The sequence below is a fragment of the Pedobacter sp. HMWF019 genome, assembly GCF_003061025.1.
In the GTDB taxonomy this organism is placed as follows: Bacteria; Bacteroidota; Bacteroidia; order Sphingobacteriales; family Sphingobacteriaceae; genus Pedobacter.
This window is the reverse complement of the sequence record NZ_QAIL01000438.1, coordinates 8144-31793: the sequence shown is the minus strand read 5'-3', so window position 1 is coordinate 31793 and position 23650 is coordinate 8144. Positions and strand designations below refer to the sequence as shown.

General features: G+C 39.0%; 28 protein-coding genes. 11 read left to right on the top strand and 17 right to left on the bottom strand.

The genetic code is table 11. The annotated features are described in order from the left end of the window. Window positions 1-75: 75 nt before the first annotated feature. The 3 genes from DBR11_RS23305 to DBR11_RS23295 form a co-directional block, all read right to left on the bottom strand. Entirely contained in the window at window positions 76-738 is a 663-nt protein-coding gene (locus DBR11_RS23305) for a DUF1349 domain-containing protein (protein WP_108554999.1), read from the bottom strand. Window positions 739-869: 131 nt separating this feature from the next. Continuing rightward, on the bottom strand, window positions 870-1433 hold the full coding sequence (locus DBR11_RS23300) for a Crp/Fnr family transcriptional regulator (protein WP_108554998.1): 564 nt from the start codon (window positions 1431-1433) through the stop codon (window positions 870-872). Between the two features lie 30 nt (window positions 1434-1463). Then, window positions 1464-1823, bottom strand: coding sequence for a DUF4180 domain-containing protein (locus DBR11_RS23295; RefSeq protein WP_108554997.1), 360 nt, complete (start codon window positions 1821-1823; stop codon window positions 1464-1466). Between the two features lie 144 nt (window positions 1824-1967). Between DBR11_RS23295 and DBR11_RS23290 the strand changes: the two genes are divergently transcribed. The 5 genes from DBR11_RS23290 (at window position 1968) to DBR11_RS23270 (ending at window position 4950) form a co-directional block, all read left to right on the top strand. Next, window positions 1968-2726, top strand: a complete 759-nt coding sequence (locus tag DBR11_RS23290; protein ID WP_108554996.1) for a helix-turn-helix transcriptional regulator — start codon at window positions 1968-1970, stop codon at window positions 2724-2726. Window positions 2727-2828: 102 nt separating this feature from the next. Next, window positions 2829-3302, top strand: a complete 474-nt coding sequence (locus DBR11_RS23285; protein ID WP_146186637.1) for a DUF6265 family protein — start codon at window positions 2829-2831, stop codon at window positions 3300-3302. 93 nt (window positions 3303-3395) lie between these two features. Then, window positions 3396-3932: a GNAT family N-acetyltransferase gene (locus tag DBR11_RS23280; protein WP_108554994.1), complete on the top strand. Its 537-nt coding sequence runs from the start codon at window positions 3396-3398 to the stop codon at window positions 3930-3932. Between the two features lie 12 nt (window positions 3933-3944). After that, window positions 3945-4550 carry an FMN-binding negative transcriptional regulator gene (locus DBR11_RS23275; protein WP_108554993.1) on the top strand — a complete coding sequence of 202 codons (606 nt, stop codon included), beginning with the start codon at window positions 3945-3947 and terminating at the stop codon, window positions 4548-4550. A 49-nt stretch (window positions 4551-4599) separates the two neighbouring features. Next, window positions 4600-4950: an MmcQ/YjbR family DNA-binding protein gene (locus tag DBR11_RS23270; RefSeq protein ID WP_108554992.1), complete on the top strand. Its 351-nt coding sequence runs from the start codon at window positions 4600-4602 to the stop codon at window positions 4948-4950. Window position 4951: 1 nt separating this feature from the next. On the opposite strand, the gene DBR11_RS23265 is transcribed toward DBR11_RS23270, so the two are convergent. The 3 genes from DBR11_RS23265 to DBR11_RS23255 are packed head-to-tail and all read right to left on the bottom strand — an operon-like array spanning window position 4952 to window position 7168. Beyond that, window positions 4952-5491, bottom strand: a complete 540-nt coding sequence (locus DBR11_RS23265) for a GNAT family N-acetyltransferase (protein WP_108554991.1) — start codon at window positions 5489-5491, stop codon at window positions 4952-4954. Between the two features lie 49 nt (window positions 5492-5540). Beyond that, complete coding sequence (locus DBR11_RS23260; RefSeq protein ID WP_108554990.1) at window positions 5541-6275, bottom strand: bifunctional 2-polyprenyl-6-hydroxyphenol methylase/3-demethylubiquinol 3-O-methyltransferase UbiG; 735 nt, start codon at window positions 6273-6275, stop codon at window positions 5541-5543. A gap of 8 nt (window positions 6276-6283) precedes the next feature. Next, on the bottom strand, window positions 6284-7168 hold the full coding sequence (locus tag DBR11_RS23255) for a lysophospholipid acyltransferase family protein (protein WP_108554989.1): 885 nt from the start codon (window positions 7166-7168) through the stop codon (window positions 6284-6286). Window positions 7169-7281: 113 nt separating this feature from the next. Here DBR11_RS23255 and xth point away from each other — a divergent pair, with 113 nt between their 5' ends. Next, complete coding sequence (gene xth / locus DBR11_RS23250) at window positions 7282-8055, top strand: exodeoxyribonuclease III (protein WP_108554988.1); 774 nt, start codon at window positions 7282-7284, stop codon at window positions 8053-8055. 88 nt (window positions 8056-8143) lie between these two features. Further along, window positions 8144-9064 (top strand): NADP-dependent oxidoreductase, encoded by a 921-nt coding sequence (locus tag DBR11_RS23245; protein WP_108554987.1) that lies wholly within the window; start codon window positions 8144-8146, stop codon window positions 9062-9064. Between the two features lie 15 nt (window positions 9065-9079). Here DBR11_RS23245 and DBR11_RS23240 read toward each other — a convergent pair whose 3' ends face one another. Together DBR11_RS23240 and DBR11_RS23235 are read right to left on the bottom strand one after the other, a co-directional pair. Further along, window positions 9080-10258, bottom strand: a complete 1179-nt coding sequence (locus DBR11_RS23240; protein ID WP_108554986.1) for a DUF4374 domain-containing protein — start codon at window positions 10256-10258, stop codon at window positions 9080-9082. A 146-nt stretch (window positions 10259-10404) separates the two neighbouring features. Next, the gene (locus DBR11_RS23235) at window positions 10405-10881 is read right to left on the bottom strand and encodes a GNAT family N-acetyltransferase (RefSeq protein WP_233260875.1); all 477 of its coding nucleotides are present in this window, start codon (window positions 10879-10881) and stop codon (window positions 10405-10407) included. Window positions 10882-10952: 71 nt separating this feature from the next. Between DBR11_RS23235 and DBR11_RS23230 the strand changes: the two genes are divergently transcribed. The 3 genes from DBR11_RS23230 (at window position 10953) to DBR11_RS23220 (ending at window position 13485) form a co-directional block, all read left to right on the top strand. Beyond that, window positions 10953-11705, top strand: coding sequence for an NYN domain-containing protein (locus DBR11_RS23230; RefSeq protein ID WP_108555002.1), 753 nt, complete (start codon window positions 10953-10955; stop codon window positions 11703-11705). A 47-nt stretch (window positions 11706-11752) separates the two neighbouring features. Beyond that, window positions 11753-12313: an elongation factor P gene (gene efp, locus DBR11_RS23225; protein ID WP_108554985.1), complete on the top strand. Its 561-nt coding sequence runs from the start codon at window positions 11753-11755 to the stop codon at window positions 12311-12313. A 92-nt stretch (window positions 12314-12405) separates the two neighbouring features. Next, window positions 12406-13485, top strand: coding sequence for an aminotransferase class V-fold PLP-dependent enzyme (locus DBR11_RS23220; RefSeq protein ID WP_108554984.1), 1080 nt, complete (start codon window positions 12406-12408; stop codon window positions 13483-13485). A 27-nt stretch (window positions 13486-13512) separates the two neighbouring features. On the opposite strand, the gene DBR11_RS23215 is transcribed toward DBR11_RS23220, so the two are convergent. The 8 genes from DBR11_RS23215 to mnmH form a co-directional block, all read right to left on the bottom strand. Further along, window positions 13513-15630: an alpha-L-fucosidase gene (locus DBR11_RS23215; protein WP_108554983.1), complete on the bottom strand. Its 2118-nt coding sequence runs from the start codon at window positions 15628-15630 to the stop codon at window positions 13513-13515. 89 nt (window positions 15631-15719) lie between these two features. Then, window positions 15720-16700: a hypothetical protein gene (locus DBR11_RS23210; RefSeq protein ID WP_108554982.1), complete on the bottom strand. Its 981-nt coding sequence runs from the start codon at window positions 16698-16700 to the stop codon at window positions 15720-15722. A gap of 59 nt (window positions 16701-16759) precedes the next feature. Continuing rightward, window positions 16760-17533 carry an HAD-IIA family hydrolase gene (locus DBR11_RS23205; RefSeq protein WP_108554981.1) on the bottom strand — a complete coding sequence of 258 codons (774 nt, stop codon included), beginning with the start codon at window positions 17531-17533 and terminating at the stop codon, window positions 16760-16762. A gap of 17 nt (window positions 17534-17550) precedes the next feature. Continuing rightward, window positions 17551-18759, bottom strand: a complete 1209-nt coding sequence (locus tag DBR11_RS23200) for a DUF2252 domain-containing protein (RefSeq protein ID WP_108554980.1) — start codon at window positions 18757-18759, stop codon at window positions 17551-17553. A gap of 14 nt (window positions 18760-18773) precedes the next feature. Further along, a complete protein-coding gene (locus tag DBR11_RS23195; RefSeq protein ID WP_233260874.1) occupies window positions 18774-19436 on the bottom strand; it encodes an MgtC/SapB family protein in 663 nt (220 codons plus the stop codon). A 4-nt stretch (window positions 19437-19440) separates the two neighbouring features. Continuing rightward, entirely contained in the window at window positions 19441-19893 is a 453-nt protein-coding gene (locus tag DBR11_RS23190; RefSeq protein WP_233260873.1) for a hypothetical protein, read from the bottom strand. Between the two features lie 63 nt (window positions 19894-19956). After that, entirely contained in the window at window positions 19957-21000 is a 1044-nt protein-coding gene (gene selD, locus DBR11_RS23185; protein WP_108555000.1) for a selenide, water dikinase SelD, read from the bottom strand. A 10-nt stretch (window positions 21001-21010) separates the two neighbouring features. Further along, the gene (mnmH, locus tag DBR11_RS23180) at window positions 21011-22054 is read right to left on the bottom strand and encodes a tRNA 2-selenouridine(34) synthase MnmH (protein ID WP_108554978.1); all 1044 of its coding nucleotides are present in this window, start codon (window positions 22052-22054) and stop codon (window positions 21011-21013) included. A gap of 153 nt (window positions 22055-22207) precedes the next feature. Here mnmH and DBR11_RS23175 point away from each other — a divergent pair, with 153 nt between their 5' ends. Further along, window positions 22208-22753, top strand: coding sequence for a hypothetical protein (locus tag DBR11_RS23175; RefSeq protein WP_108554977.1), 546 nt, complete (start codon window positions 22208-22210; stop codon window positions 22751-22753). 76 nt (window positions 22754-22829) lie between these two features. Here the strand turns inward: DBR11_RS23175 and DBR11_RS23170 are convergent, their stop codons facing one another. Continuing rightward, on the bottom strand, window positions 22830-23483 hold the full coding sequence (locus DBR11_RS23170) for a hypothetical protein (protein ID WP_108554976.1): 654 nt from the start codon (window positions 23481-23483) through the stop codon (window positions 22830-22832). Window positions 23484-23650: the final 167 nt, after the last annotated feature.

The window sequence follows — 23650 nt, the reverse complement described above, 5'->3', positions numbered from 1 at the left end:
ATGTATAACAATGTACCTATATCCTTTTTAATATCAAAACCCCGAAGGTTAAATTTACATTAGCATTAGACCTTATTAATTGGGTTGTTTCTTTGCCCAGTCTAACCGGCGCTGGTCAGGTGTTTGTGTAACTTTAAAGTCTTCAAAAACAGCTTCAAATCCTTTACCATCCGGACAAGCACCTACCAATCCGACCATTACAGGACAGTTGTCTTTAAACCAGCAAGTCCGGATCATTGTGTATTTTTTATCATCCAGAGAATAGAATATCTCTACCGCATCCAGCTTTCTTACGGCCTTCATCCAAATAGATTTTGGTGCTTTATCCAATTCTACCACACTCCAATCACTCGTTTTATGAGTTACAACGGCACTTACGTTTTGCTTTCCGTTTACAAACTCAACACCTGCTTTAATCCAATTTTCGTGGTCAACGCGAAGCATAATCCCCATCTGGTCAAAAGTGGTTACATATGCACCGGTAATTTTCACTTTCACCTCAAACTCCCCACCATAATTACCGTAATAAAAAGGGGCATCATCAACGGTAAAACCATAATGGGAAATTCGCCAATAATCTGTCTTGGCAGGGACAAACATCTTAAATGTATTCTTATTTGGAATTTCCCATTTTTCAGGTTCATTGAACCAATTCAGCTTTTCAAGACTTTGCGCAGACACATTCTGTGTCACAAACAAAGCAAGCAATCCAGCGGCGGCTAATAGTTTTGTTTTCATTCTCAATTCGTATTTGGTATTGATTAAATTTGTGTGTAACCAAAAATAAGGCGGGTAAAGGTTCAATAAAAAGGATATAAGTCACTTTTTAAATGTGACATTTGTCACACCTATGTCTTCAAAAAAATCATTTACGAGGATAGCCGACTTAGCGTTTCTCTGGTAACACCTAAGTAAGATGCAATTAAAGTTTTTGAAACCCTCGTATGCAAGGTGGGATACTGGGAAAGCAATTGTTTATAGCGTTCTGCAGCACTATGGCTTAATAAGGCTAAGACGCGTTTCTGTAAGGCAATATTTCCGGTTGTATATTTCTTCCTGAAAAAATATTCCATCTTCCGAGAACTGGCACAAAGTCTCTCCTTACTTTCAAAAGAAATCGATAAGGTCTCCGTATCCTCCAGGCAATCTACATTCAGAGTAGCAGGAATCCCATTATTAAAGGCATTGGGATCAGAAAACCACCATTCTTCCATAGCAAGTTGTAAAATATGCTCTCTCCCTTCGGGATCTGTATAAGCCGATTTTACAATCCCCTTCACAACAAAATGCTCGTGGCTATTCACATCACCAGCTTGTACAATATATTGGTGTTTCCTGTATCTTCGTTTGGTAAAAAAAGTAATGGCATGTTGGAACTCCTCATCAGTTAGCTGTACAATCTGATGAATATGTTCCCTCAATTTTATTTCCATATATAATCACATCTATAGTTACTCAAGGATTTAACTGAGTAATTTATTCTTCGCTTCATCTGCTGTGGGTAAGAAATTAATTAACCTGCCTTTATTACTCTCAAAAATAAAATCTCTGATACTTTTACCAGGATATTTTTCAAAATCTCCTACAATGGCAAGTCTTACTCTATAATTGGAAAACTTTTGTAATATTTCACCGGCAAGACCTGTTTTCAAATCAAAAAACTCAGAGGTTATATTACTTTCATAAACCAATATACTTTCAAAATCCTGGTAATACAAATCAACAAGCAATTGTAATCCTTCTTCAGCATTACTTATTAAAATAGAATCCGAAATAACCTCAGCTAATTTACGTTCCCCGATCCTGTGTGTTTTTATATTCATAATCAAGCTGTATTGTAACCACCTTTGATGAAACCCGATTAAGCGGTTTTAACGTTTTGCTATTATCAATTGACGATTTAACCATAAAGATTAAATTTTAAACTGTAAGAGCCAAGTTAATTCCGAAATTTTATAATTTGCATAATGAAGTTTACCAGAATTGCCCCACATCCTGACCTGGAACCATTCATAGAATGTTATTGGATGATGCAGTCGCGGAACCCTATTCCAAAAATCGAAAAGATTATTCCTGACGGGTTTACAGAATTGATCTTTAACTACGGAGAAGTATATAAATCAAAAATTAGCGGAGAGTGGCAACTACAATCACCAAATTTATTTGCCGGACAGATCACCAGCTATTTCTATCTTGAAAATACGGGTTGGACAGGATCTTTTGCAATAAAACTAAAACCAGCCGCATTGACTCAAATGTTTGGATTGAATATGGCTGCCTACCTCGACCAAATAATCGACCTGGATAATTTCCCCCATGTTCAGCTTGCTGATTTAAAAAACCATTTTTTGCCTTTCGAAAATGAGCATAAACTCAAACAGGTTTTAGATGATCGTTTTCTGGAACTCTGTAAAAATGTAATTGAAAATCCATTGGAAAATGCGCTAACAGTCATCTTTGAAAGTAACGGAAGAGCATCTGTAGCAATGGTTGCAGATGCGGCAAAGCTTAATGAACGCCAGTTGGAACGCCTGTTCAAAAAGTACATCGGGCTTGCGCCTAAATATTACTCCCGCATTATCAAATTCAATCATATCTTTCAACTCATCAAAGCAGAGAAATGTAGCTGGTCAGAAATTGTATACCAATCTGGTTATTACGACCAAAGCTACTTCATCAGAAATTTCAAAGCATTTACAGGGGAAGACCCTTCCCTATTTCTTTGAAGAAAAAAATATGGCCAACTTTTTTTTAAGAAAATAAACTGAGAGTCGGGTTTGTACAATACGGCAATAACAAATCACCTTATTTTTGAAAGAAAAAACACGATGACATTCAAAAAACTCCTTCTGCTTATTCCATGCATATGCATGTTGATCCTGAACAATGTTCAAGGGCAGGAAAGCCAAAAACAAAAATTCAAAGCACTAGATTGGCTAGCCGGAAAGTGGATCCGCACAAATGCCAAGCCCGGGCATTCAGGCTATGAAATCTGGGATAAAATCTCCGATTTGAAACTGATTGGGAAAGGGGTAACACTCAAAGGAAATGATATTATTTTCACAGAGAATCTTCAATTCATGACAAAGGGAAACGACATTTTCTACGTTGTAACGATCACTGGCGAAAAAGAACCTGTTTTTTTTAAATTGACTCAAATTGAGAGTCAAGGTTTTACATGTGAAAATCCAACACATGATTTTCCCAAAAAAATCACTTATAGATATGACGGAAAAAAAATCAAAGCGGTTATCTCAGGAGATGGAAAGAGTATGGATTATGATTTTGTCAGGATCAATTAAGACCTAAAACTGGACTACCCATTTTGTTTATATTGGACTATCCTTATCATCCATTCGGATTGTAATTTTGTGCATATTCTAAATATTAAAACAATGAACTTTTCCCTACAACAACCATTAGAAAACGAGAGCGTTAAACTTGTTCCTTTAAAGAACAATGACTTTGATGCTTTGTATCAAGTTGCTTCTGACAAGGACATCTGGATGCAACACCCCAATAAAGACCGTTGGAAAAAAGAAGTTTTCCAGCTTTTCTTTGAAGGCGCCATCCAGAGTAAAGGTGCCTTCAAAATCATAGATAAATCCAGCAATGAAATCGTAGGATGCACACGCTTTTATGACTATCAAGAATCAGATAAAAGTATCCTGATCGGATACACTTTTTATGCAACAAAACACTGGGGAACCGGATTAAATCCATCAGTAAAGAAGTTAATGATGGACTATATCTTTCAATTTGTAAATAGAATATTGCTTCATGTAGGTGCAGGCAATCTAAGATCACAGATTGCAGTAGGTAGATTAGGAGCAACTAAAATAGCTGAAGAGAGCGTAGCCTATTATGGCGAAGCCTCCAAATTGAATTTTATATATGAAATCAAAAAAGAAGATTATTTATCTGTTTCTTAAAACCAGTTCACTATGTATATACCCGCTCAATTCAAGTTTAAAGATCAGCAGCAAGTTATCGACTTTATGCAACGTTACAGTTTTGCTACGCTAGTGACCGCTAAAGATCAATTACCCATAGCTACTCATCTCCCCTTTCATATTGAACTACGCGAGCACACAGTTGTTCTTTCCTCCCATTTTGCAAAAGCAAATCCACAAGCCCAAGAATTAATTGATCGTCCGGCATTGGTCATTTTTAATGAACCCCATGCCTATATAGCACCAAGAAACTACGATAAACAGGAAAACGTGCCAACCTGGAACTATATTTCAGTGCATGCTTATGGCAAGGCGACTATTCTCCATGAAGAAATTCAGCAACTTGAGTTGATGGAAAAAATGATCTCCACCTATGACAAGGATTATTTGGAACAATGGGCAAGTCTTTCCAATAGCTTTAAACTAAAGATGCTCAAAGGGATTGTTGCCTTTGAGATCACCGTCAATGACCTGCAGGCCCAGCAAAAATTAAGTCAGAACAAAACAGAAAACGAAAGAAAAAAGATTATTAACGACCTGAAAAACAGCAAGCACAGCACAGACCAAGACCTAGCAGGCTATATGAAACACACCTAATCTCTTGGCAGAAAACACACTTATTGTTACTTTTATCAAAAAATCCGCCATGAATATTGAAGAATTGCGTGACTACTGTCTCCAAAAACCCGGTTCAACAGAAGATTTTCCCTTTGGCGATCAAACGCTTGTATTTAAAATAGGTGGAAAAATCTTTCTCCTTATTGGTCTTGAAGAAGGAAACCGCTTTAATGCAAAATGTGATCCCGAACGTGCAGTAGAACTAAGAGAGCAATACGATACAATCATTCCTGGTTATCATATGAACAAAAAACACTGGAACACCATTTATATGGATGGGAGGCTCAAACGCAGCTTACTTCATGAGCTTATTGATCATTCCTATGACCTGGTTTTAAACAGTTTACCAAAAGCACAACGTGAATTGATCCCAAGATAAGTTAAACACCAAATTCATGACGTAATAAGGAATATAAGACCAAATCCAGGAATTCATTATTCACCAGCTCTGCCTGCCTTAAAACACCTTCCCTTCTAAAGTTCAATTTTTCAGGAACAGCCTGACTTCTTAAATTATCGACTGCTGCCTTGATCTCTATCCTATGCAACCCTAATTTATCAAACCCGTAATTGATCATGGCTTTGCAAGACTTTGTGATAATCCCCTTCCCTTCTGCCTCTTTGACGAGCCAATAGCCTATGGCCCCACTTCTATTCAGCATATTTAGATGGTGCAATCCAATTCTCCCTACAACAACCTGTTCAAACAAAATAGCAAAGCTGATTTCCTTTTGTTGCTGAATAAGTACTTCACTCGCCTTAATATAATCCTTCAAATCGTTAATCGATTGCATATGGCCTACCCAGGGCAAAAATACAGAAAGATGTTTTCTGTTGTTGTCTATTGCATTAAACAGGACATCTGCTTGCGAGTCATGAGTTAATTCAAGCTTGATATGGTCGTTTACATGTATTGTCATGAAAGCAAGTATTTATTAAAAGAATATATTTGTTGAAAAATTTATAATTCTATCTTTTTTGCACAGAAATCAGCAGAAAAGCCGGTCTTCGCAGAAACTGTTCCAAGTCAGGTCTTCCTATAATGAATTCATCCGAAGGAACAGGTTCTAATATCCGGATTAATCTGAATCCCTGATCAATCAATGTATTCACATAAGTTTGTATAGTCCGGTGATACTTAATCACATCGTCGACAAACCACTTTGTACTTCTTGGCCCTTCGATACTATATTGATCTATAGGCCAATACATCTTTTGTCCAGCCTCATCAATAATCCATTGCTGCTCAGGCTTAGCTGTTGCAATTGGATGTTCAACAGAAAAAATCAACCGCCCCCCAGGCTTAAGCCAATTGAAGATATCATCTACCAAACGGTCATAAGCCTCTACATAATGAAAGGCCAGAGAGCTGACTACCAAATCAAATGATTCCCTAGGAAAAACAGCATCTTCCAGGGCAGTTTGAAGGTAGGTTATATTTTTAGCGCTGTTGTTTTCCTGAGCAAAACCAATCATCTTCTCTGAAATGTCAATTCCCGTTACAGAATTCACTCCTGATTCAGAAAAAAAACGACATTGCTTTCCAAAACCACAGCCCGCATCAAGAACATCGATTCCTTGTAAATCGGGCAATAGTGAATCCATAGCTGGCTCTTCCAAAACCAAATTTAGGCCACTTTCATTTTTCCTTAAATTAAAGTACCCACTAAAAAAAATATCCAGATCATAAATATTCTGCTTCATAATGCAAGTTACAAAATTCCTTGTTTCCAGCGCCTGTGCGACCAAAGCCAATAAGCTGGCTCATCAAAAATCGTTTCCTGAAGTTTATGAGCAAAGGTTCTTGTAATTTCCTGATCATCGGTTAATGGTGCAGATTCTGTGATTAAAGAAAAAACAAGTTCCCAACAATCGTTCTTTTTTCGCTTTAAATCAAGGTAAACCACAACAGAATCTGTAGCGATTGCTAACTTCTCGGCACCATTAAACATCGTGGTAGACTGATGAAGAAAGCTAAACTGTTCTTTATCCTGTATTCCCGGAAACTGATCCGCAATAAAAATGCTCAGCTGGGGCTGCCCCTTTTGTTTAAGAAGATAACGCAATGCCTGATTTGAAGGAAGCAGATGCATTCCAAAGCGCGTTCTTATATGATGTATCAACTTGCCCATAACAGGGTTAGTAACAGGCTTATAAATTGCATTTATTGGAAAAGGAAAATAGGATGGCAAAATATTCAGGTATTCCCAATTGCCATAATGACCTAAAACAGCAATCATACTTCTATTTTCCTCATAGAACCTCATTATCATTTCTCCATTAGAAATTTGGAGCTTTTTACGTGCGGTATTTCGGGTCATCGTACACAGTCTGGCAGTTTCTATGGCCATTGTAGACAAATGTCTGTAAAATGCTTTGGAAATCTGCCTGATTTCCGAGTAAGATCTGTTAGGCAAAGATCTGGACAAATTTTGAAGAACCACTTCATATCGATATCGCAACAAATTGTATGTAATAAAGTAAAAGGTATTTCCAAATACCATTTTTGAGATCGGGAAAGGCAACAGACCAAACAAAACCAGGAAAGCATACAGCAAACGATAATAAAGGATCTCAACAATTTTTAACGGTTTCATAAATAATTTTACAAAATGACACCCTGATCTACTTTTACCCCTACGTTGCAGATGATTAAAATTTTAAATCTTGTATATTTAAATTCAAAAAAAACTCATTTAGCTTATCCTCTATGAAAATAGCAACTTATAATGTCAATGGTGTTAATGGGCGTCTTCCTGTATTGCTCCGCTGGCTGGAAGAAACGGCTCCAGATGTGGCTTGCTTACAGGAATTGAAAGCACCACAGGAAAAATTTCCGGAACAGGCCATAAAAGACGCAGGATATCACGCCATCTGGCATGGACAAAAAAGCTGGAATGGTGTTGCTATACTGTCCAGAAAAGATAATATTAAAGAAATCAGACGCGGTCTCCCAGGCGATCCTGAAGACCTGCATAGTCGTTACATCGAAGCCATAATCGACGGAATTGTGATAGGCTGTCTCTACTTACCAAATGGCAATCCTGCTCCCGGACCAAAATTCGACTACAAGCTACAATGGTTTGAACGATTCAGGCTTCATGCAGCAGAATTACTAAATTCCGGCCAGCCCGTGGTATTAACCGGAGATTACAATGTAATGCCAACCGAACTCGATGTTTATAAACCAGAACGTTGGGTAGATGACGCCCTATTCCGGCCGGAGACCCGAGCGGCCTTCCAAAAACTAATAGATCAGGGATGGACCGACGCTATACGCAAACTATATCCAACCGAGATCATATATACGTTTTGGGATTATTTTAGAAACGCATATGGAAGAAATGCCGGTTTACGTATTGATCATTTTCTGCTCAGTCCGCAGGTGAAGGATAGTTTAACCGCTGCCGGAGTAGACCGTCAGGTACGTGGGTGGGAAAAAACAAGTGATCATGGCCCGGTCTGGATAGAGTTAAAGGTCTAAATACGCTCTATCATCTCATCTTTATTTAAACAAGAAAGGAATTCTGCTGTTGTAACTTACATAAGGCAATATCAAAAATACCCAGCATATGAAAGCCATCCAATTTTCAAATTATGGTAATTCCTCAGTTTTGGAACTCCATCAAACAGACCAACCCAAACTAAAAGCAGGAGAAGTGCTGATTAAAATCGCCGCCACCACTGTTAATCCATGGGATATCAAAGTACGCTCAGGAGCCATGCAAAAAATAATCCCTATTTCTTTTCCATATACACCTGGAATAGATGTTGCCGGCACTGTTGAAGCAGTTGGAGAACAAGTAAGCAGGTTAAAAATTGGGGACCTGGTATTTGCTAATCCTTCCAGCGGATCTTATGCAGAGTATATTTCTATAAAAGAACAGATCGTATCCACCATTCCAAATAATGTAACACTGGCCGAAGCAGCAGCACTTACAATTCCGCTAACCACTGCCTACAGTCTGCTGATCGAAGCCGGTGATCTGGAATCTGGTCAAAAAATATTAATTCATGGTGCATCAGGCGGTGTAGGAACCATTTTAATACAAATGGCCAAAGCACTGGGTGCCTACGTCATTGGAACAGCTTCGGGCAAGGGTTTAGATTTGATTAAATCATTAGGTGCAGATGAAGTTATTGACTACAAATCACAGGATTTTAGTCAACTGGTTTCTGGTATCGACCTGGTCGCAGACCTTGTTGGCGGCGAAACACAAACAAAATCCTACCCCTTGGTTAAAAAAGGAGGTAAACTATTAAGTCTGGTTATGCCAACTTCAGATGAATTGGCCAAACAACATGGCATAACAGCAAAATTTGTAAACTCAACCCCCGCTTACGAAAAACTGGTTTTTGGAAAAGCACTTGTTGAAGCTGGAAAAATCAAAGTACAAATTGCAAGGACCATGCCGCTGGAAGAAGCCTCTAAAGCCCAGGATCTGATATCCTCGGGCGGCGTAAATGGAAAAATCGTTCTGGAAGTCAGCTAGTTCCCTTTATAACATTTAAAGGTTTAGCTGGTCAATTCTCATGATAAAATCTGTATCTCCGGCGAGTTCAAGTCCCTTCTTTAAAGTGCCCGTAGCTAAGTCATAAAGCCAGATAAAATTACCTTCTTTAGTAGAATTTACAGCTATATAAGCCACTCCATTTTTTACAATTACACATTCTCTTCGGGTCCCCTTATCCAGGGGAAGATCCAATTTACGGATCACCCTTTTTGAAGCCAGATCAAGTAAATAAAATTCAAAATGTGCTGTACTATAATGATCACTTAGCCCTTTAAACAGATCCTTTCTTTCGCTTCTAATAATTGCTTTTTGACCTCCAAGATACCAGATTCCATAAGCATGATTACCAATCACCGATCCGGAAATGTCTAAAAAATAATTTTTGTCCAATGTATCATCTGCAGCTTTTATCCTGAATATCGCGGTTGGCAGATCAGGCCGATTCCCCAGGGCAATACCCGGACAAGTCATAAAATAGAAATTACGCTGTTCATCTTCAAAAGAATATGATTGTATCAGATTGGTTCCCCCCGGATAGGTAGAACGCATATCTTTGTCTATTTTCAGTAGAGTCAGCTCAGGGTATTTTAACACAGCCACATACATCGTATCACTAGTGGTATAATTAGACGGACTTAATCTTTGATGATAAGTATACCCAATAAACAACTCTTTTTCCTTGCGTTCAACAAAGCCCACAAACGTGGAATTAAATACTCCTGAGGGTCTCGGAATATCCAAATCCGCCGCTTTGATCAACGTCATCTTATCACTTTGGATTAAAACAGATCTCACCTGGCTAAAGTTTTCTGTATCCAGACCAACCAATAAAAGGGAATCCTGTCCTATCCAGTAATAATTCTCTATAGCAAAATCTTTTAAAGGAACAGAAGCCGTTTCTTTTATTTGATTTTCTTGTAAACTATATTTAGCAAATGACTTAGTTTTCCTGTTTAAATGATAATAACATCCGTCTTTGACAATAATATCCCTGTCAGTTTCTGCCGGATCTAACAATATACCCTGTCTTTCAGGAAGAATTTTACCACTATCTAAAGTATTGGTCTCCACCAAATATTCCCTTCCATCTTTACCCAGGATATAAATGCTATATTTTTTACCCCCAATAGCAGCAGTTTTCCTTTTACAGGATAGGCCAAAACAAAATAGCATTAAAAATATACTATGCAAAAGAATTGAATTTCTCAATTTAGATAGATTTTCTTTGAATAAGACGAATTAGAAACTAGTAAGTGAAAGTGTTTCCATACCTCTAAACACTGTAAATGTAATAAACTTCGTTAAAAAACAGGAGAATATCAGATAGAAATACCAGATCTCAGCATGTGTATATGATCAATACCATCTTCGTCATAAACCTCTCCTGTTACTTTAAAACCAAACGATTCATAAAAAGCTTTCAGATACAGCTGTGCACCAATTTTAATATCTCTGTTTCCATGCAAGCGGATACAGTTATCTATGGCCAACCTCACCAGCTCCTTTCCAAAACCAGTTCCTCTTACCCTCTTGCTGCTTACAATCCGACCGATGGAAGCCTCTTTAAAAGAAATACCCGGCGGAACGATCCTCGCATAAGCCACAAGTTCCTTCTGATGGTATAACATCAAGTGCTGGCAGGACAGATCTTTTCCATCTGCATCAAGATAAACACATTGCTGTTCTACAACAAATATCTCACTCCTTAGTTTCAAAACATCATAAAGCTCTTTCGGTTTAAGCGCATCAAAAGGTTTACATAATTCAATAAATTCCATAGCCAAATATAAGTTCATTTGCCCAGCCTTAAGGCTAAAATAAAAAAATGTATATTGTACTAAACAGAGCCTATAAGTATTGTTTAATCATGGATATCAAAAAAGACCTAAAACTCGCCGTATTAATTGACGCAGATAATGTACCCTATGCCAACGTAAAAGAAATGTTTGAAGAAATTGCAAAATACGGCACTCCAACCTTCAGAAGAATCTATGCGGACTGGACCAAACCCACTGTTTCAGGATGGAAAAAAGTACTCCTTGAAAATGCCATAACTCCTATCCAGCAATACAGCTACACCACAGGAAAAAATGCAAGTGACAGTGCGTTGATCATAGACGCAATGGACATTTTATACACAGGCAAAGTCGACGGCTTCTGCATCGTTTCCAGCGACAGTGACTTTACCAGGTTAGCCACAAGACTAAGAGAGGCAGGGATGACCGTTATAGGTATTGGGGAAAAGAAAACCCTTACTCCATTTATTAAGGCCTGTGACAAGTTTATCTACATGGAAATCCTTAAACCCGATCTCTCCATAGAAGAAGAAATAGAAAACAAAAAACCACAGAGTAAAAAAGAGCAGCAGCCTTTAAGTAAAATAGATCCAAAGGTCATCAAACTATTTTCCGATACCATTTCCGATCTTGCTGATGAAAACGGCTGGGCTTCCCTTGCAGAGCTCGGAAGTTTAATGCTCAAGAAAAAACCAGACTTCGATGCCAGAAACTATGGATTTCCAAGATTGCTTCCTTTAATCAAAAGCATCAACCGCTTTGAAGTGGATGAAAGGGAAACCGGAAAATTAAATGTAAAACACATTTACATCAGAAGAAAGTAAATACGCAAAAAGAATCTATCTTTAGCCAAATTTTATAATTATATTTTATGGCAAAAGCATCCGAAATCAAAGTAGGAAATATTTTACGTTATAACAACGAACTGGTAACGGTTACAGAATTCATACACCGTACACCAGGAAAAGGTGGCGCTTTTTACTTAGGTAAATTTCGCAACATCAAGACAGGAAAAATCGTAGAAGCACGTTTAGGAACAGACGAACAGGTTGAGATCTGCCGCGTGGAAACCAACGACTTCCAATATCTATATGAAGAAGGCGAATATTTTGTGGTAATGGACAACATCAGTTTTGAGCAGTTCAATATTCCAAAATCTTTATTTGGACCAGCCGCTAAATTTCTGAAAGAAGGAATGGATGTTATCGTTTCTTTTGAAAGTGAAGAACCCATCATGGCCCAGGCACCCAATTTTGTAGAACTGGAGATTACTTACACAGAGCCTGCAGTTAAAGGCGATACATCTTCAGGAGCTCAAAAGTCTGCTACGACAGAAAATGGTATTGAATTAAAAGTTCCATTATTTGTAAACCAAGGCGATAGAATTAAAATAGACACGCGTACAGGTGATTATGTTGAACGCGTAAAATAACCTCATATCTTTATCCTGGCTTCTAGTCAGGATAAAGATGTTTTTATAGCGGAGATTTAAGTGAAATAAATGTAAACTGCTACATTTACACCATGAATTTTACCGAACAATTTCCCGTACTTAATAACTATATATATCTTGACACAGCCGGTTCGGGCATCTTATCTCAATCTATACAACAATGGAGAAAAGCACATGATGAACAATTTGTACAAGAAGGAAGCAAATTCCGTCTCTATCAGGCAGATTTTCTGGAGGATGTAAGAGATCATGTAGCCAGGTTTTTTAAGGCAAAAACAGAAAACACCTTCCTTGTCCAGAATTTTTCCATTGCTTTTAATGCCTTCCTTGACGGATTAGACCGATCTCATCGCTTCTTAATATTACAAAGTGACTATCCATCTGTAAATTATCCAATAGAAAGCAGAAATTTCAAAAGTATCGAATACGCAGAACTTGATGAGAACCTGGAACAAAACATATTAAATAAAGTCAGGTCTTTTAAACCAAGCATATTAACGCTGAGTCTGATCCAATACATTAACGGAATCAAGATTGATCTTGATTTCATTAAAAAACTAAAACAAGAATACCCAGAAATGCTCATCGTTGCCGACGGAACGCAATTTTGCGGTACAGAAAGCTTTAATTTTGAAGACTCAGGCCTGGATGTCCTCCTAAGCAGTGGCTATAAATGGATGCTTTCCGGCTATGGCAACGGATTTATGCTGATCAAAGATCATGTTAACGAGCATCTATATCAAGACAGAATAGACCATGCCCTCCCCCAGGAACCCTTCCTAAAACATAAGAAGCTTTTGACACTATGTTTTGAACCAGGCCATTTAGATACCCTTGCTTTCGGAACGCTGAAACAATCTATACTGCACTTAGAACAACTGGGAATGGACGTTATAGAGAAAAGGCTGCACACACTAAGCGAACTTGCAAAAAAAGCTTTTACCGAAAGAGGACTTCTCACTTCAGACGTTGCTCAAAGAACAACCCACTCAACAATATTCAATCTCAAATCAGACGAGGCATTGATAAAAAGAATGCGGGATGCTCATGTATTATTTTCCCCTCGTGGTGCAGGATTGAGGATATCATTTCATTTTTATAATACGGAACAAGATCTCGAAAAACTTCTTCAAATTATTGACAGAGCTTAATATAGCTCTGTCAATAAGAACAAAAATTTAAAGTACCGTAACTACACCTAGTTCGGCAACAGAAATACCTTTCCCATTGTTTATCTTTAAAGCAGAAAATTTAAAATATCTCGCTTTAACCGGCTGCTCCAATATAATCAGCTGCTGAACAGGATTAGCCTCTATATTATGAAAATCACCTCTCCTGGCTTCTCTCCAATTCACCCCATCATCACTTATAGAAACCAAATACTGACCAATTAGCCCCTCGTCTATATGATCATCCTGACGTGGCAAATACGTAAAAGCTTTAATCCGTTCCTCTTTTCCCATATCAACTGCCACCTCGTAGGGCAAATTCTTAATTAACTCTGGCGACAAGGTATTCCAGTTGGTCTTTTCATTTTCATCAATAGCATATTCCGGATGGCTGGCATCAGATGTTCCAAGCACCTTCCAGTCCATTTTTCCTATTCCAAAAATTTTAGTCTCTATATCTCCCCAAAGACCAGCTGACAGGTTCCTGGCTTTAATGGTTCCACCTTTTGCCAGAAGAAAAGGTTTGGTATAAACAGGAGAAGACAATACAGGCTCCGAACCATCTAAGGTATAATGTACAGGCGATTTACGATAAGCAGAAGTTATCGTTACTATTCCAGATTTTGCCCGCACGATTTCAGGAGCTCTTAAATGTTCCGGTTCTTTAAATAAACCAAAATCACTCAGCGCAATGCAAACCGGAGATCCGGTAATCCTGAGTCTTACTTTTTTTGCAGTTACATTTTTATTCAGTCTGATCAATCTGTTAGACCCTATACTTGTGGCAGTTCCAATCTCTTTCCATGTCCCTTTAGCATCCATTATATCTATAGCCACCCCTTCTATTCTCTGTCCCAGCTTAATATTTTCCCTTAATTGAATAATATTAAAGGTTTTCTGTCCGGAAAGCGTAAGTATCAATTCAGGCTTAGTGATCTGATCGTCAGTTGCCCAATAAGAATACCTGTCCTTATCCAGCAAAAACTGCGGACCATATGTAGCCCGGTTATTTCCCCTAACGTTAGAAGCCTTAAGTTCGGCACCTTGAGCCAGGTTAACCGCAAAAATCTCTTTTAACAAATTGCCAAATCTTTTTAAGGAAGCCACATCCGCATCAGGTAACAAGCCACGCTTATCCGGCGACAGACCTAAATCCAATGCTGCGCCACGACCTACACTTTGAAAATACAGATCCAAAAGTTCAGCTGAGGTTTTCACCTGTGGATCCTGAGCAGCATGATAAAACCACCCAGGTCTCAAAGGCACATCACACTCTGCCGGAATCCAATATTTTCCATTGCGCGTACCTTCAGTTCCCAACTCGGATTTCACATAACCGTTTGCAGGTTTACGTCCTTCATCAGGAGCAACAGGCGTGTAAGTTGCCCAGCAAGTTTCACCCGCATGCCCCATTTCATTACCTACCCAGCGGGTATCCGGCCCCACATCACCAAATAACACCGCATTTGGCTGCATCTTACGGGTAATAGCCCAGGTATTCTCCCAATCATAATAAGTAGTGCGGTCTATGTTCCTGACCTCACGAGCACCACCATAATAACCATTGCCACCGTTTGCTCCATCATGCCAGGAAGTAAACAAAGGACCATAATTGGCGTATAATTCCTTCAACTGATTGCGATAAATCACCAGGTATTCCGGCTTTCCATAGTTTGCATTATTCCTATCCCAGGGAGAACAATAAATGCCGAGTTTAAGCCCAAGGGCATCACAAGCGAGTTGATACTCTTTGATCATATCCCCTTTACCATTTCTCCAGGGGCTTTGAGAGATATTATGATCAGTTGTTTTTGTTGGCCATAAACATAAACCATCATGATGTTTAGCCACCACAATGATTCCTTTGAAGCCACCTGCTTTTGCTGCACCTACAATTTGTTTAGCATCAAATTGCGTCGGATTCACCAATTTAGAATCTTCATCACCATAGCCCCACTCGTGATCAAGATAAGTATTAGCACCAAAATGAATCAGGCAATACATTTCCATTTCGTGCCATTGCAACTGGCCCCTGGAAGGTAAAGGCCCATAAGGCTCAGGTGCTGTTTGTGCATTTGAAAAAAGATAAACACTTAACAAACAAAGCAATAAGAATAGGTTTTTCATGCTTAAATTAAATCATCATCAGCATAAAATTAGTATAACTTATATTCTAAATTATAAACAATATTGGCTTTTATCACCAACAGTTCAATTTAGATGATTCCCATTATAGTGTTGGCCTCATCAATAAAACGCTCTATCTTCTTGGTCCCTCTAAAATGTCTCAACAAAATCTCGCGGGTTTTACCTTTTCCTGCAATTTCAACAAGTGCCTTTACTTCGGTACCAGCATAAATGAAATTGGTAGTTTTTCGTATAATCTGAAAACGAATAAAATCATCGAAAGAATAGATACGGGTAATCGCTCCACCAAGAGTGGTGCAAATGATCTGGCGCTGATCTTTATCAAAACGAATAGAAGAAAAAAACGTATTGATCAGAACCAGACCAATAACCAAGGGGAAATAGGTAGTGAGTATTCTTTTAAAACCTTCATCATTACTCATGAAATCTGGTATAGTTAGTATAAAACCGGTCAGAGCGATCATTAAGACCCCAAGGATCATATTCGCAGTTTTCGTATCCTTTACGTTGTACACGCCTGCCTCTTCCTTAAAAAATTCAAATTCCCGAATCACTTCCCTCACCTCAACTGGCTGATGAGAAAAGACCAGTTCATTAATTTTAGGCAAAACTTCATCAACAAAAGCAAGCAGATTCTTATTACTCTGCTTAGAATAACCAGCAGACACAACTACACCTTTTCCATGACGGTTAGCCTTCGTAAATGCCCTGTAACTCACGGCACCCATCGTATTGTAAGGAGTAACAGCAGCCAGTTCATCAAAGCCAATAGATTTTACATTCATTCCAAAAACCTTGCTGTACATCGTCTGAGTACCACCATCAAAAACGATTTTACGCCCGCCAGCAATAAATAAAATGATACATATAAAAAAAATGAGCCCAACAGAAATATACAACGTATCCTTACCTGGGACAACATTACTCTTGTAAAGAAAAACAAACAACAATGTAAATCCGATAAAATAAATAAGGGATAATAAGCGTACAATCCTTGCCGGATAGATCGTTAATTGGTTGGGTTCAATTACCCATTCTGTCTTTGCCATAGCGTTCAATAGATAGTTTGCTGCCAAGCATCAATTTTTACGCCAAAAAGCAAGACAGACTACCACCACTTTAACGGATACTCAATCTGATCAACAGAACTTACAATTAAATCCGGCTTAAAGGCATATTGACTTAAATGTTCCTTTTGTGCAATACCAGATAATACCAGGATTGTTTTATATCCCATTTGAATCCCACCCTGAATATCTGTTTCCATAGTATCTCCTACCACAGTAGTCTCGGCAGTTTCCAACCCTAAATATTTTCTTGCAGACCGCATCATTACCGGACTTGGTTTTCCAATAACAAAAGCTTTACGCCCTGTGGCCTCCTCAATCATAGCTGTTGTAGCAGCAATGCCCAAGTTGTTCCATCCAGGTTTTTTAGGCGAAGGGTCACGGTTGGTGGTAATAAATTTTGCACCGGCTAAAATCATATCTACAGCACGCTGCACCATTTCTAAAGTAAAATTTCTACCCTCACCTAACACTACAAATTCAGGATCACTATTCACCAGGCTAATCCCATTTTCATGTAAGCTGGTTAACAAACCACCCTCTCCCAGTACATATGCTGTACCATTCTTTCCCTGGTCACCAAGAAACTTTCCCGTCGCCATCGCACTGGTATATACATGATTCTCTGTCACCTCAATCCCAAGCAATTTCAATTTCCGAACCACATCAAGCCTGGTACGCTGGCTGTTGTTGGTCATAAAAGTAAATGGAATGTCGTTTTTAAGCAGGCCGGCAATAAACTTATCTGCCCCCTCAATTAAAGTTTCACCGCTATAAATAACGCCATCCATGTCTATTAAAAGTCCGTGTTTCATCTATTATTATAATTATTTTAAGTTGTTTTAATCAATTGCTGATAACCAGCCATATATTCTTTATAATCTCTTTTTACCTGATCAGCGTAACCACTTGCATAAGCCGACACCTGCTTTCTCCAATCCTTAGCACTTGCAGCAAAAGTCCTTAGATCGTCGTTAATAGCCGATCCCTGAATCCCACTACTGCGCAATTGCGCTGAAGCAGTCAAAATTGCCATATCCTTTAATACGCTTTTAAACTCTTTAAGATCTTTTGCTAAAAGCGTCAAATTGATCTTATCAGCTGTGGGCTGCATTTCCTGAAGCACATAAGCATCTCCTTTAAAAACACTTGTACTCAGTAAAGCAGGCGATATATTTTGCATTCTGTATTTAGCCATAATCATTCGTTCGGCCTCCGAATTCCAATTGGGCTGGGCAACAAGATTATATGGAGCCAGAGAAGACTGCGTTCCCTGCTTAAGTTCCACTAACAAAAATTTATCTTTATTCTTTTTCCCCTGCAATAGGAACATGTACCTTTTAAGACCAATACTGCCAGTACCTGCTACACGGAATGCAGCATCGACAACTTCATATTTATTGGGCCATGCAGATGTATTTTTTAACCAGTCAGCAATATGCATCATCAGTTCCTTTTTTAGCCCCCGTTCCAATTTAAAATGCAGTACACGATCTATCTTTATGGTTATTTTCTTACCATCAACATTAGCCGCCTTTTTCAGCAACTCCTTCTCTGTCCGCTTCCTTACATTGTTCAGAAAATAGCTCACCATACCATCTGCAGTTCTCGGATCCATATAATAAGCCTTACCAGAACCCAATACTTCAACATACTTATCCAAAAAAATAGCAGCCATTTTATGGGCTGCTGCTTTTTCTAATTTAAGAGTATCAAATGCGACATAAATACTGGTTAAAACCCTGGCTAGTTCCCAGTTTACAGGACTTAGCATCGATTCGTCAAAATCATTGAGATCAAAATAAACCAGCCTGTTGTTTCCTTTAAAGCTTCCAAAATTTTCCAGGTGCAAGTCACCACAAATCCATCCCAGCGGCGAAGAAGGAAATCCTTTGTCCTTACTAAGGTCTTCATAGAAGAGATGACAAGTTCCTCTAAAGAACCGGAATGCACTCTCGGCCATCCCTTTATACTTCAATTGAACCTTATCTGGAAGCAATCCAGCATTAAACTTTGCTATTCTGTTAATGATGTTGTCCATAGCCTTTTAGATAATTACCAGTTAAAGGATTGGATAGATTCCTGTTCCAACAACCAGTCATTAAACACATTTAATTTCGTACCTCTCCCAGAAGCCTGGAATTCTACAACAACCTGGTCGTCAGATCTTGAAGTACGTATAAACCGGGCTTGTAGCTTCAAACTCTTTACCTGACTACGAAGTGGTCCCAAGGCCTCTTTATCTTTGAAAACCAGCCTGTAATCCCGATGTTGAAAGCGATCATCTATCCAAAACTGGATGTAATCCATTACAAACAATATGAATATAGAAAGCACCAGCGAAATGCCAGCCAATATAAACTCACCAATCCCAATAAACATACCAAGAGCGGCCGCAATCCATATAGATGCTGCAGTTGTAATACCAGAAACGCTAAAATTATTTCTAAAAATAACACCTGCCCCAAGAAAGCCAACACCAGTAATGATATTGGCCGCTATACGGTCGCGGTTATCTTCTACGCCCAAAAGATAGGAGCAGATGGTAAAAATTGTTGAACCAAAACAGATCAGGGCAAGTGTTCTGAAACCAGCAGACTTACCCCTGATCTCCCGTTCCAGACCAAGAATACTACCACACAGTACAGACAGAAATATTTTCAATATTTCATCACCATACATAGTAGTGGGAATATGATCACCCAGTCCGACAACCATATAATTAGTTATTAGGCAATTTTAACCCGGAAATACCTGTTACCACTTCCTCCTCTTCTTTATCGTGTTTTCCTTTTTTCTTCTTTTTCTGTCCGCCACGCGCCTGTTCTTCCAGGAACTCATCATACTGTGCCTGTTGATCCCCTTTCAGAATATTTCTGATGCTGGCATTCGTAGCATTCTGGCCTTTATAAAAGCGCGTAATGTCATCCTCCCCTGCAGTACCAGCCTGTTGTTTTTTTGAAAGCTCCAGCTGATCTTTACACATATCCACCATGTAATTATAAATCACGTTCTTTTGGGTTGGATTGAGTTTCACCTTTTTATCTAAGGCTTCTATGCTTTTTGTTGCCATTTCAGTTGCTGTAGGCAACTTTTGTTGCGCCTCAGCCAAAATTACTGTACCCAAAATCACCAACAGAGTTAAAACAGATCTTTTCATTGTTATTCTTATCATTAATTAATCCTAAACTATAAATGTTTGCCCATGCAATCTATAAAATTATCCGCAGAAAACCGCCTACGGAGCGATGCTGATTAGTTTATTTTCATCATGTGCTTTAAGCCATCCAAATGAAACAGCAGGCAATCCATGCTCCTGCAGCAATTGCTCAAATTCCAGCGTCCCCTCTTCTTCTACCGCCACCAATAAGCCACCGCTGGTTTGAGGATCAGCAAGAATGAATTTTTGCAACTCATTAAGAACACCAATTTTCTCCCCATAACTGTTCCAATTGCGCTGAGTTCCTCCCGGAAAACAGTTTTGACTCAGGTAGAAAGGAAGAGAAGAAATCACCGGCACTTTATCAAACTCGATTACAGCCGATAAGCCGCTTCCTTCGCACATTTCTGCAAGGTGGCCCAGCAAACCAAACCCGGTCACATCGGTCATAGCTTTAACACACTGCATTCTGCCAAAAAGTTCACCAGGTTTATTTAAAGTGACCATACTTTTCAACGCTATTGCCGCATCCTCCGGGCGAAGTATCCCTTTCTTTTGAGCGGTAGACAGGATACCAACGCCTAATGCCTTTGTCAAATACAATCTGCAGCCTGCCGTGGCAGTAGAATTCTGTTTCAAATGACTGGTATCCAATATGCCGTTAACAGCTAGTCCAAATACCGGCTCCGGACAGTCAATACTATGTCCTCCGGCCAGTGTAATTCCAGCTTCAGCACAAATGGACCTGGCGCCTTCCAGTACTTTCTGCGCCACTTCCGGAGCAAGCTTTTCAATCGGCCAACCCAGAATTGCGATAGCCAGCACAGGCTTTCCTCCCATGGCATATACATCACTTATAGCATTCGCCGAAGCAATACGTCCAAAGTCATAAGGATCATCTACAATAGGCATAAAGAAATCAGTGGTAGATATCAGTGCTGTACCATTTCCTAAATCCAGTACCGCAGCATCATCTCTTTTATCATTACCCACTAGTAAACGGGCATCCGGTACTGCCGGAACAGTACTATGCAATATTTTATCCAAAACCGAGGGGCTTATTTTGCAGCCGCAACCCGCTCCATGAGAGTATTGTGTAAGTTTTATATCGTTTAAATCCATTTTTATTTCCTTATACAGCCCTTTTAATGCCAATGCTTTTTGTAAACGCCAGTATCTTCTTTGCATTGACTTCCGGAACATCTTGTTCTAAAGCCAGTGAAAATACCCGCAACACATCCCTTTTACCCAATCCAGTACGATAAGTTTTATCATAATAAACCAATACCAACCTTACAAAATCCTCCATTCGGTTTTCCTGGATCGCTTGAATAGCCTGTTTAGTTTGTTCCGGGCCAAGCCGTTTATGTATCCTTTCGGTGCATTCCACCAGAAAATCTTTATCCAGCTGTCCATATTCCAGAGCCAGCTTTTGAATACGCTGTTCCAGTGGCACCTCCAGGTTAATCAATCCGGAACTTCTCATTTGATTCCAGAAAGGTTTCGGTATACACCTCTTTCCAATCGTTAAACTCTCATCCTCTACCCATATTTCCTTCCGGATATTCAAATGCGAAAGCTCAAAAGCAAAGTTGTTCTCAAATTGTTCCTGACTGGGTTGTACCATATGGTTCATTGTACCATAAGAAGAGCCCTGATGCTGTGCAAGGTCCTCAAGGTCTACCACCTGCTCATTTAAATCCTTGATATGATGCAATATATTGGTTTTATTTGAACCCGTCATACCACCCAAGATCTTCAGATCGTATTCCTTTTCAAATTGTTTATGCGCCCATCTCCTGTAACTTTTATAGCCACCAATAATAACATACACTTCAAATCCATAAAGGCCCAATGCCCATGCCATGGCTCCGCTTCTCATTCCCCCGCGCCAGCAATGAACCGCAATTTTTTTCTCCGGAGCAATCTTTAAAGCCTCCTGAATAAAGCCAGACCATTTATTTCCTGTCAGATCAAAACCGAGTAAAATGGCTTGCTCACGTCCAACCTGTTTATAGGTTGTGCCCACTGAAACCCTTTCTTCATTGGTAAACAGAGGAATATTAAAAGCATCTGGAATATGTCCATGTAAAAATTCAGCAGGCGTACGTACATCGACAAGAGGAATTGAAGCGTATAAACTTAGAAAATCGCCAATCGCAATTTGCTGGACCATTTTTAAAGGAATTAGATAAAATCAAAGATACCTAATTCTATACAATCTTATTTCATGTTTCACCAAACTACGCTCTCTACGATTTGTTTTAACCTGAAAATCTGCAGAATTAATATTAATTTAGAACAGTAAATACCTAAAAATCTACTTAAAATGATTAGACAAGTTTCAAAATTATCACTGCTGTTACTTGGTACAGCAGTTATCTCTTCTTGTGGAAACTCATCCAAGAAGGCTCAGGGTGCCGATTCTACAATGACCAAAACTGAAACCACCACAACAGTAAGTCCTCCAAAAGAAAATGCACCGGCAAGTACGGAATTTAAAGCAGTTCCAGACAGTGCTATTTTAGGAAAGAACAGTGAAGCACTCGTTAAAGTTACAGCAGCCAAAAGTATTAGCCTTCAGGATGCTGAAGGTAAATCTACGGGTTCAGAATTAACGCTCAATCTATCTATTACCAATAAAAGCAAGTTAGATAACAAGATATTCTTTACCGTACAATCCAACGATGCCAGATTGGAACTTGATAATTCCACTTCAATTCCTTCCTCGGGTTCAACAGGCACATCCAATCCAGAACCAGAATCTACAGGCCAGGCAGAGTGGAAATTTAATCTCCCGGCAGGCACCCAACCTAAAAAACTAAATTTCTTCCTGGATGGGACAAGAGTTTCAGTCAATCTGGAAAAAAAATAATTACCATTAAAAACAGTAGAGCCGCTAACTTAACATTAGCGGCTCTACAATTAAGTACTGCTAGTCTGTTAACAGACTAGCCCTGTTTAAAACTCTTTAAAGTTCCGTCGGTATTAAATTCTATTAAATAGCGCTTACGGCTTCCAGAAATACTGTTCGGAAACCATTGCATTGTATTGTTCCATATGTTAACATAGATATGGGTTACCAGCGTTGCTCCTTCAATTTCTGAAGCTTTCTTATTATAAATCCGGCCTATCCTGGAAACATTTATAAAATTCATCTGCGAAAGCGGTACAAGTCTGTTCTTAATATCGTCCTTTACAGACAACTGCTCAGGCTTAGGACCCGTCCACTTGTCTTTTTCGTATTGATAATTGTCTACATATTTTGGATTTGTAGGATGCTGAAGTGCAATAAAGATCCGCCCATCATCAAAAAAAGACGCACTGGAGTAAACATATATTTCTTTACCTGCATATTGTGGCAGTTTCCGTAATAAGACTTCTGCCTGCAAAAGTTTCAGCGTATCTGTCAAAAAACCTATATTTTCCCCCTCCCTATGCATTACAGAATGAGTTGTACTTGTTGTAGTACTAACGGTAGTGACCGGCTGCTGTTTATCTGCAACCGAATCAATGGGATTAATGGTTTCATCAATACTTTTTGAGATTTGCCGGCAGCTCAAAAATACAAAGGCCCATAGTACAAATATGCTCCATTTTCTCATAATACAGGGTTTACTTCATCCAGATCACTTGCCATTGCAACTTGTTCCGGAACTTCATTCAAATAAAAGATATCAATATATTTTTGCTTAGTGATATCCAGCTCGAGTAGATTGATCACTTTTTTTAAACTCTGTTTACGAAACCGTCCCTGGTCATCCGTGTATTC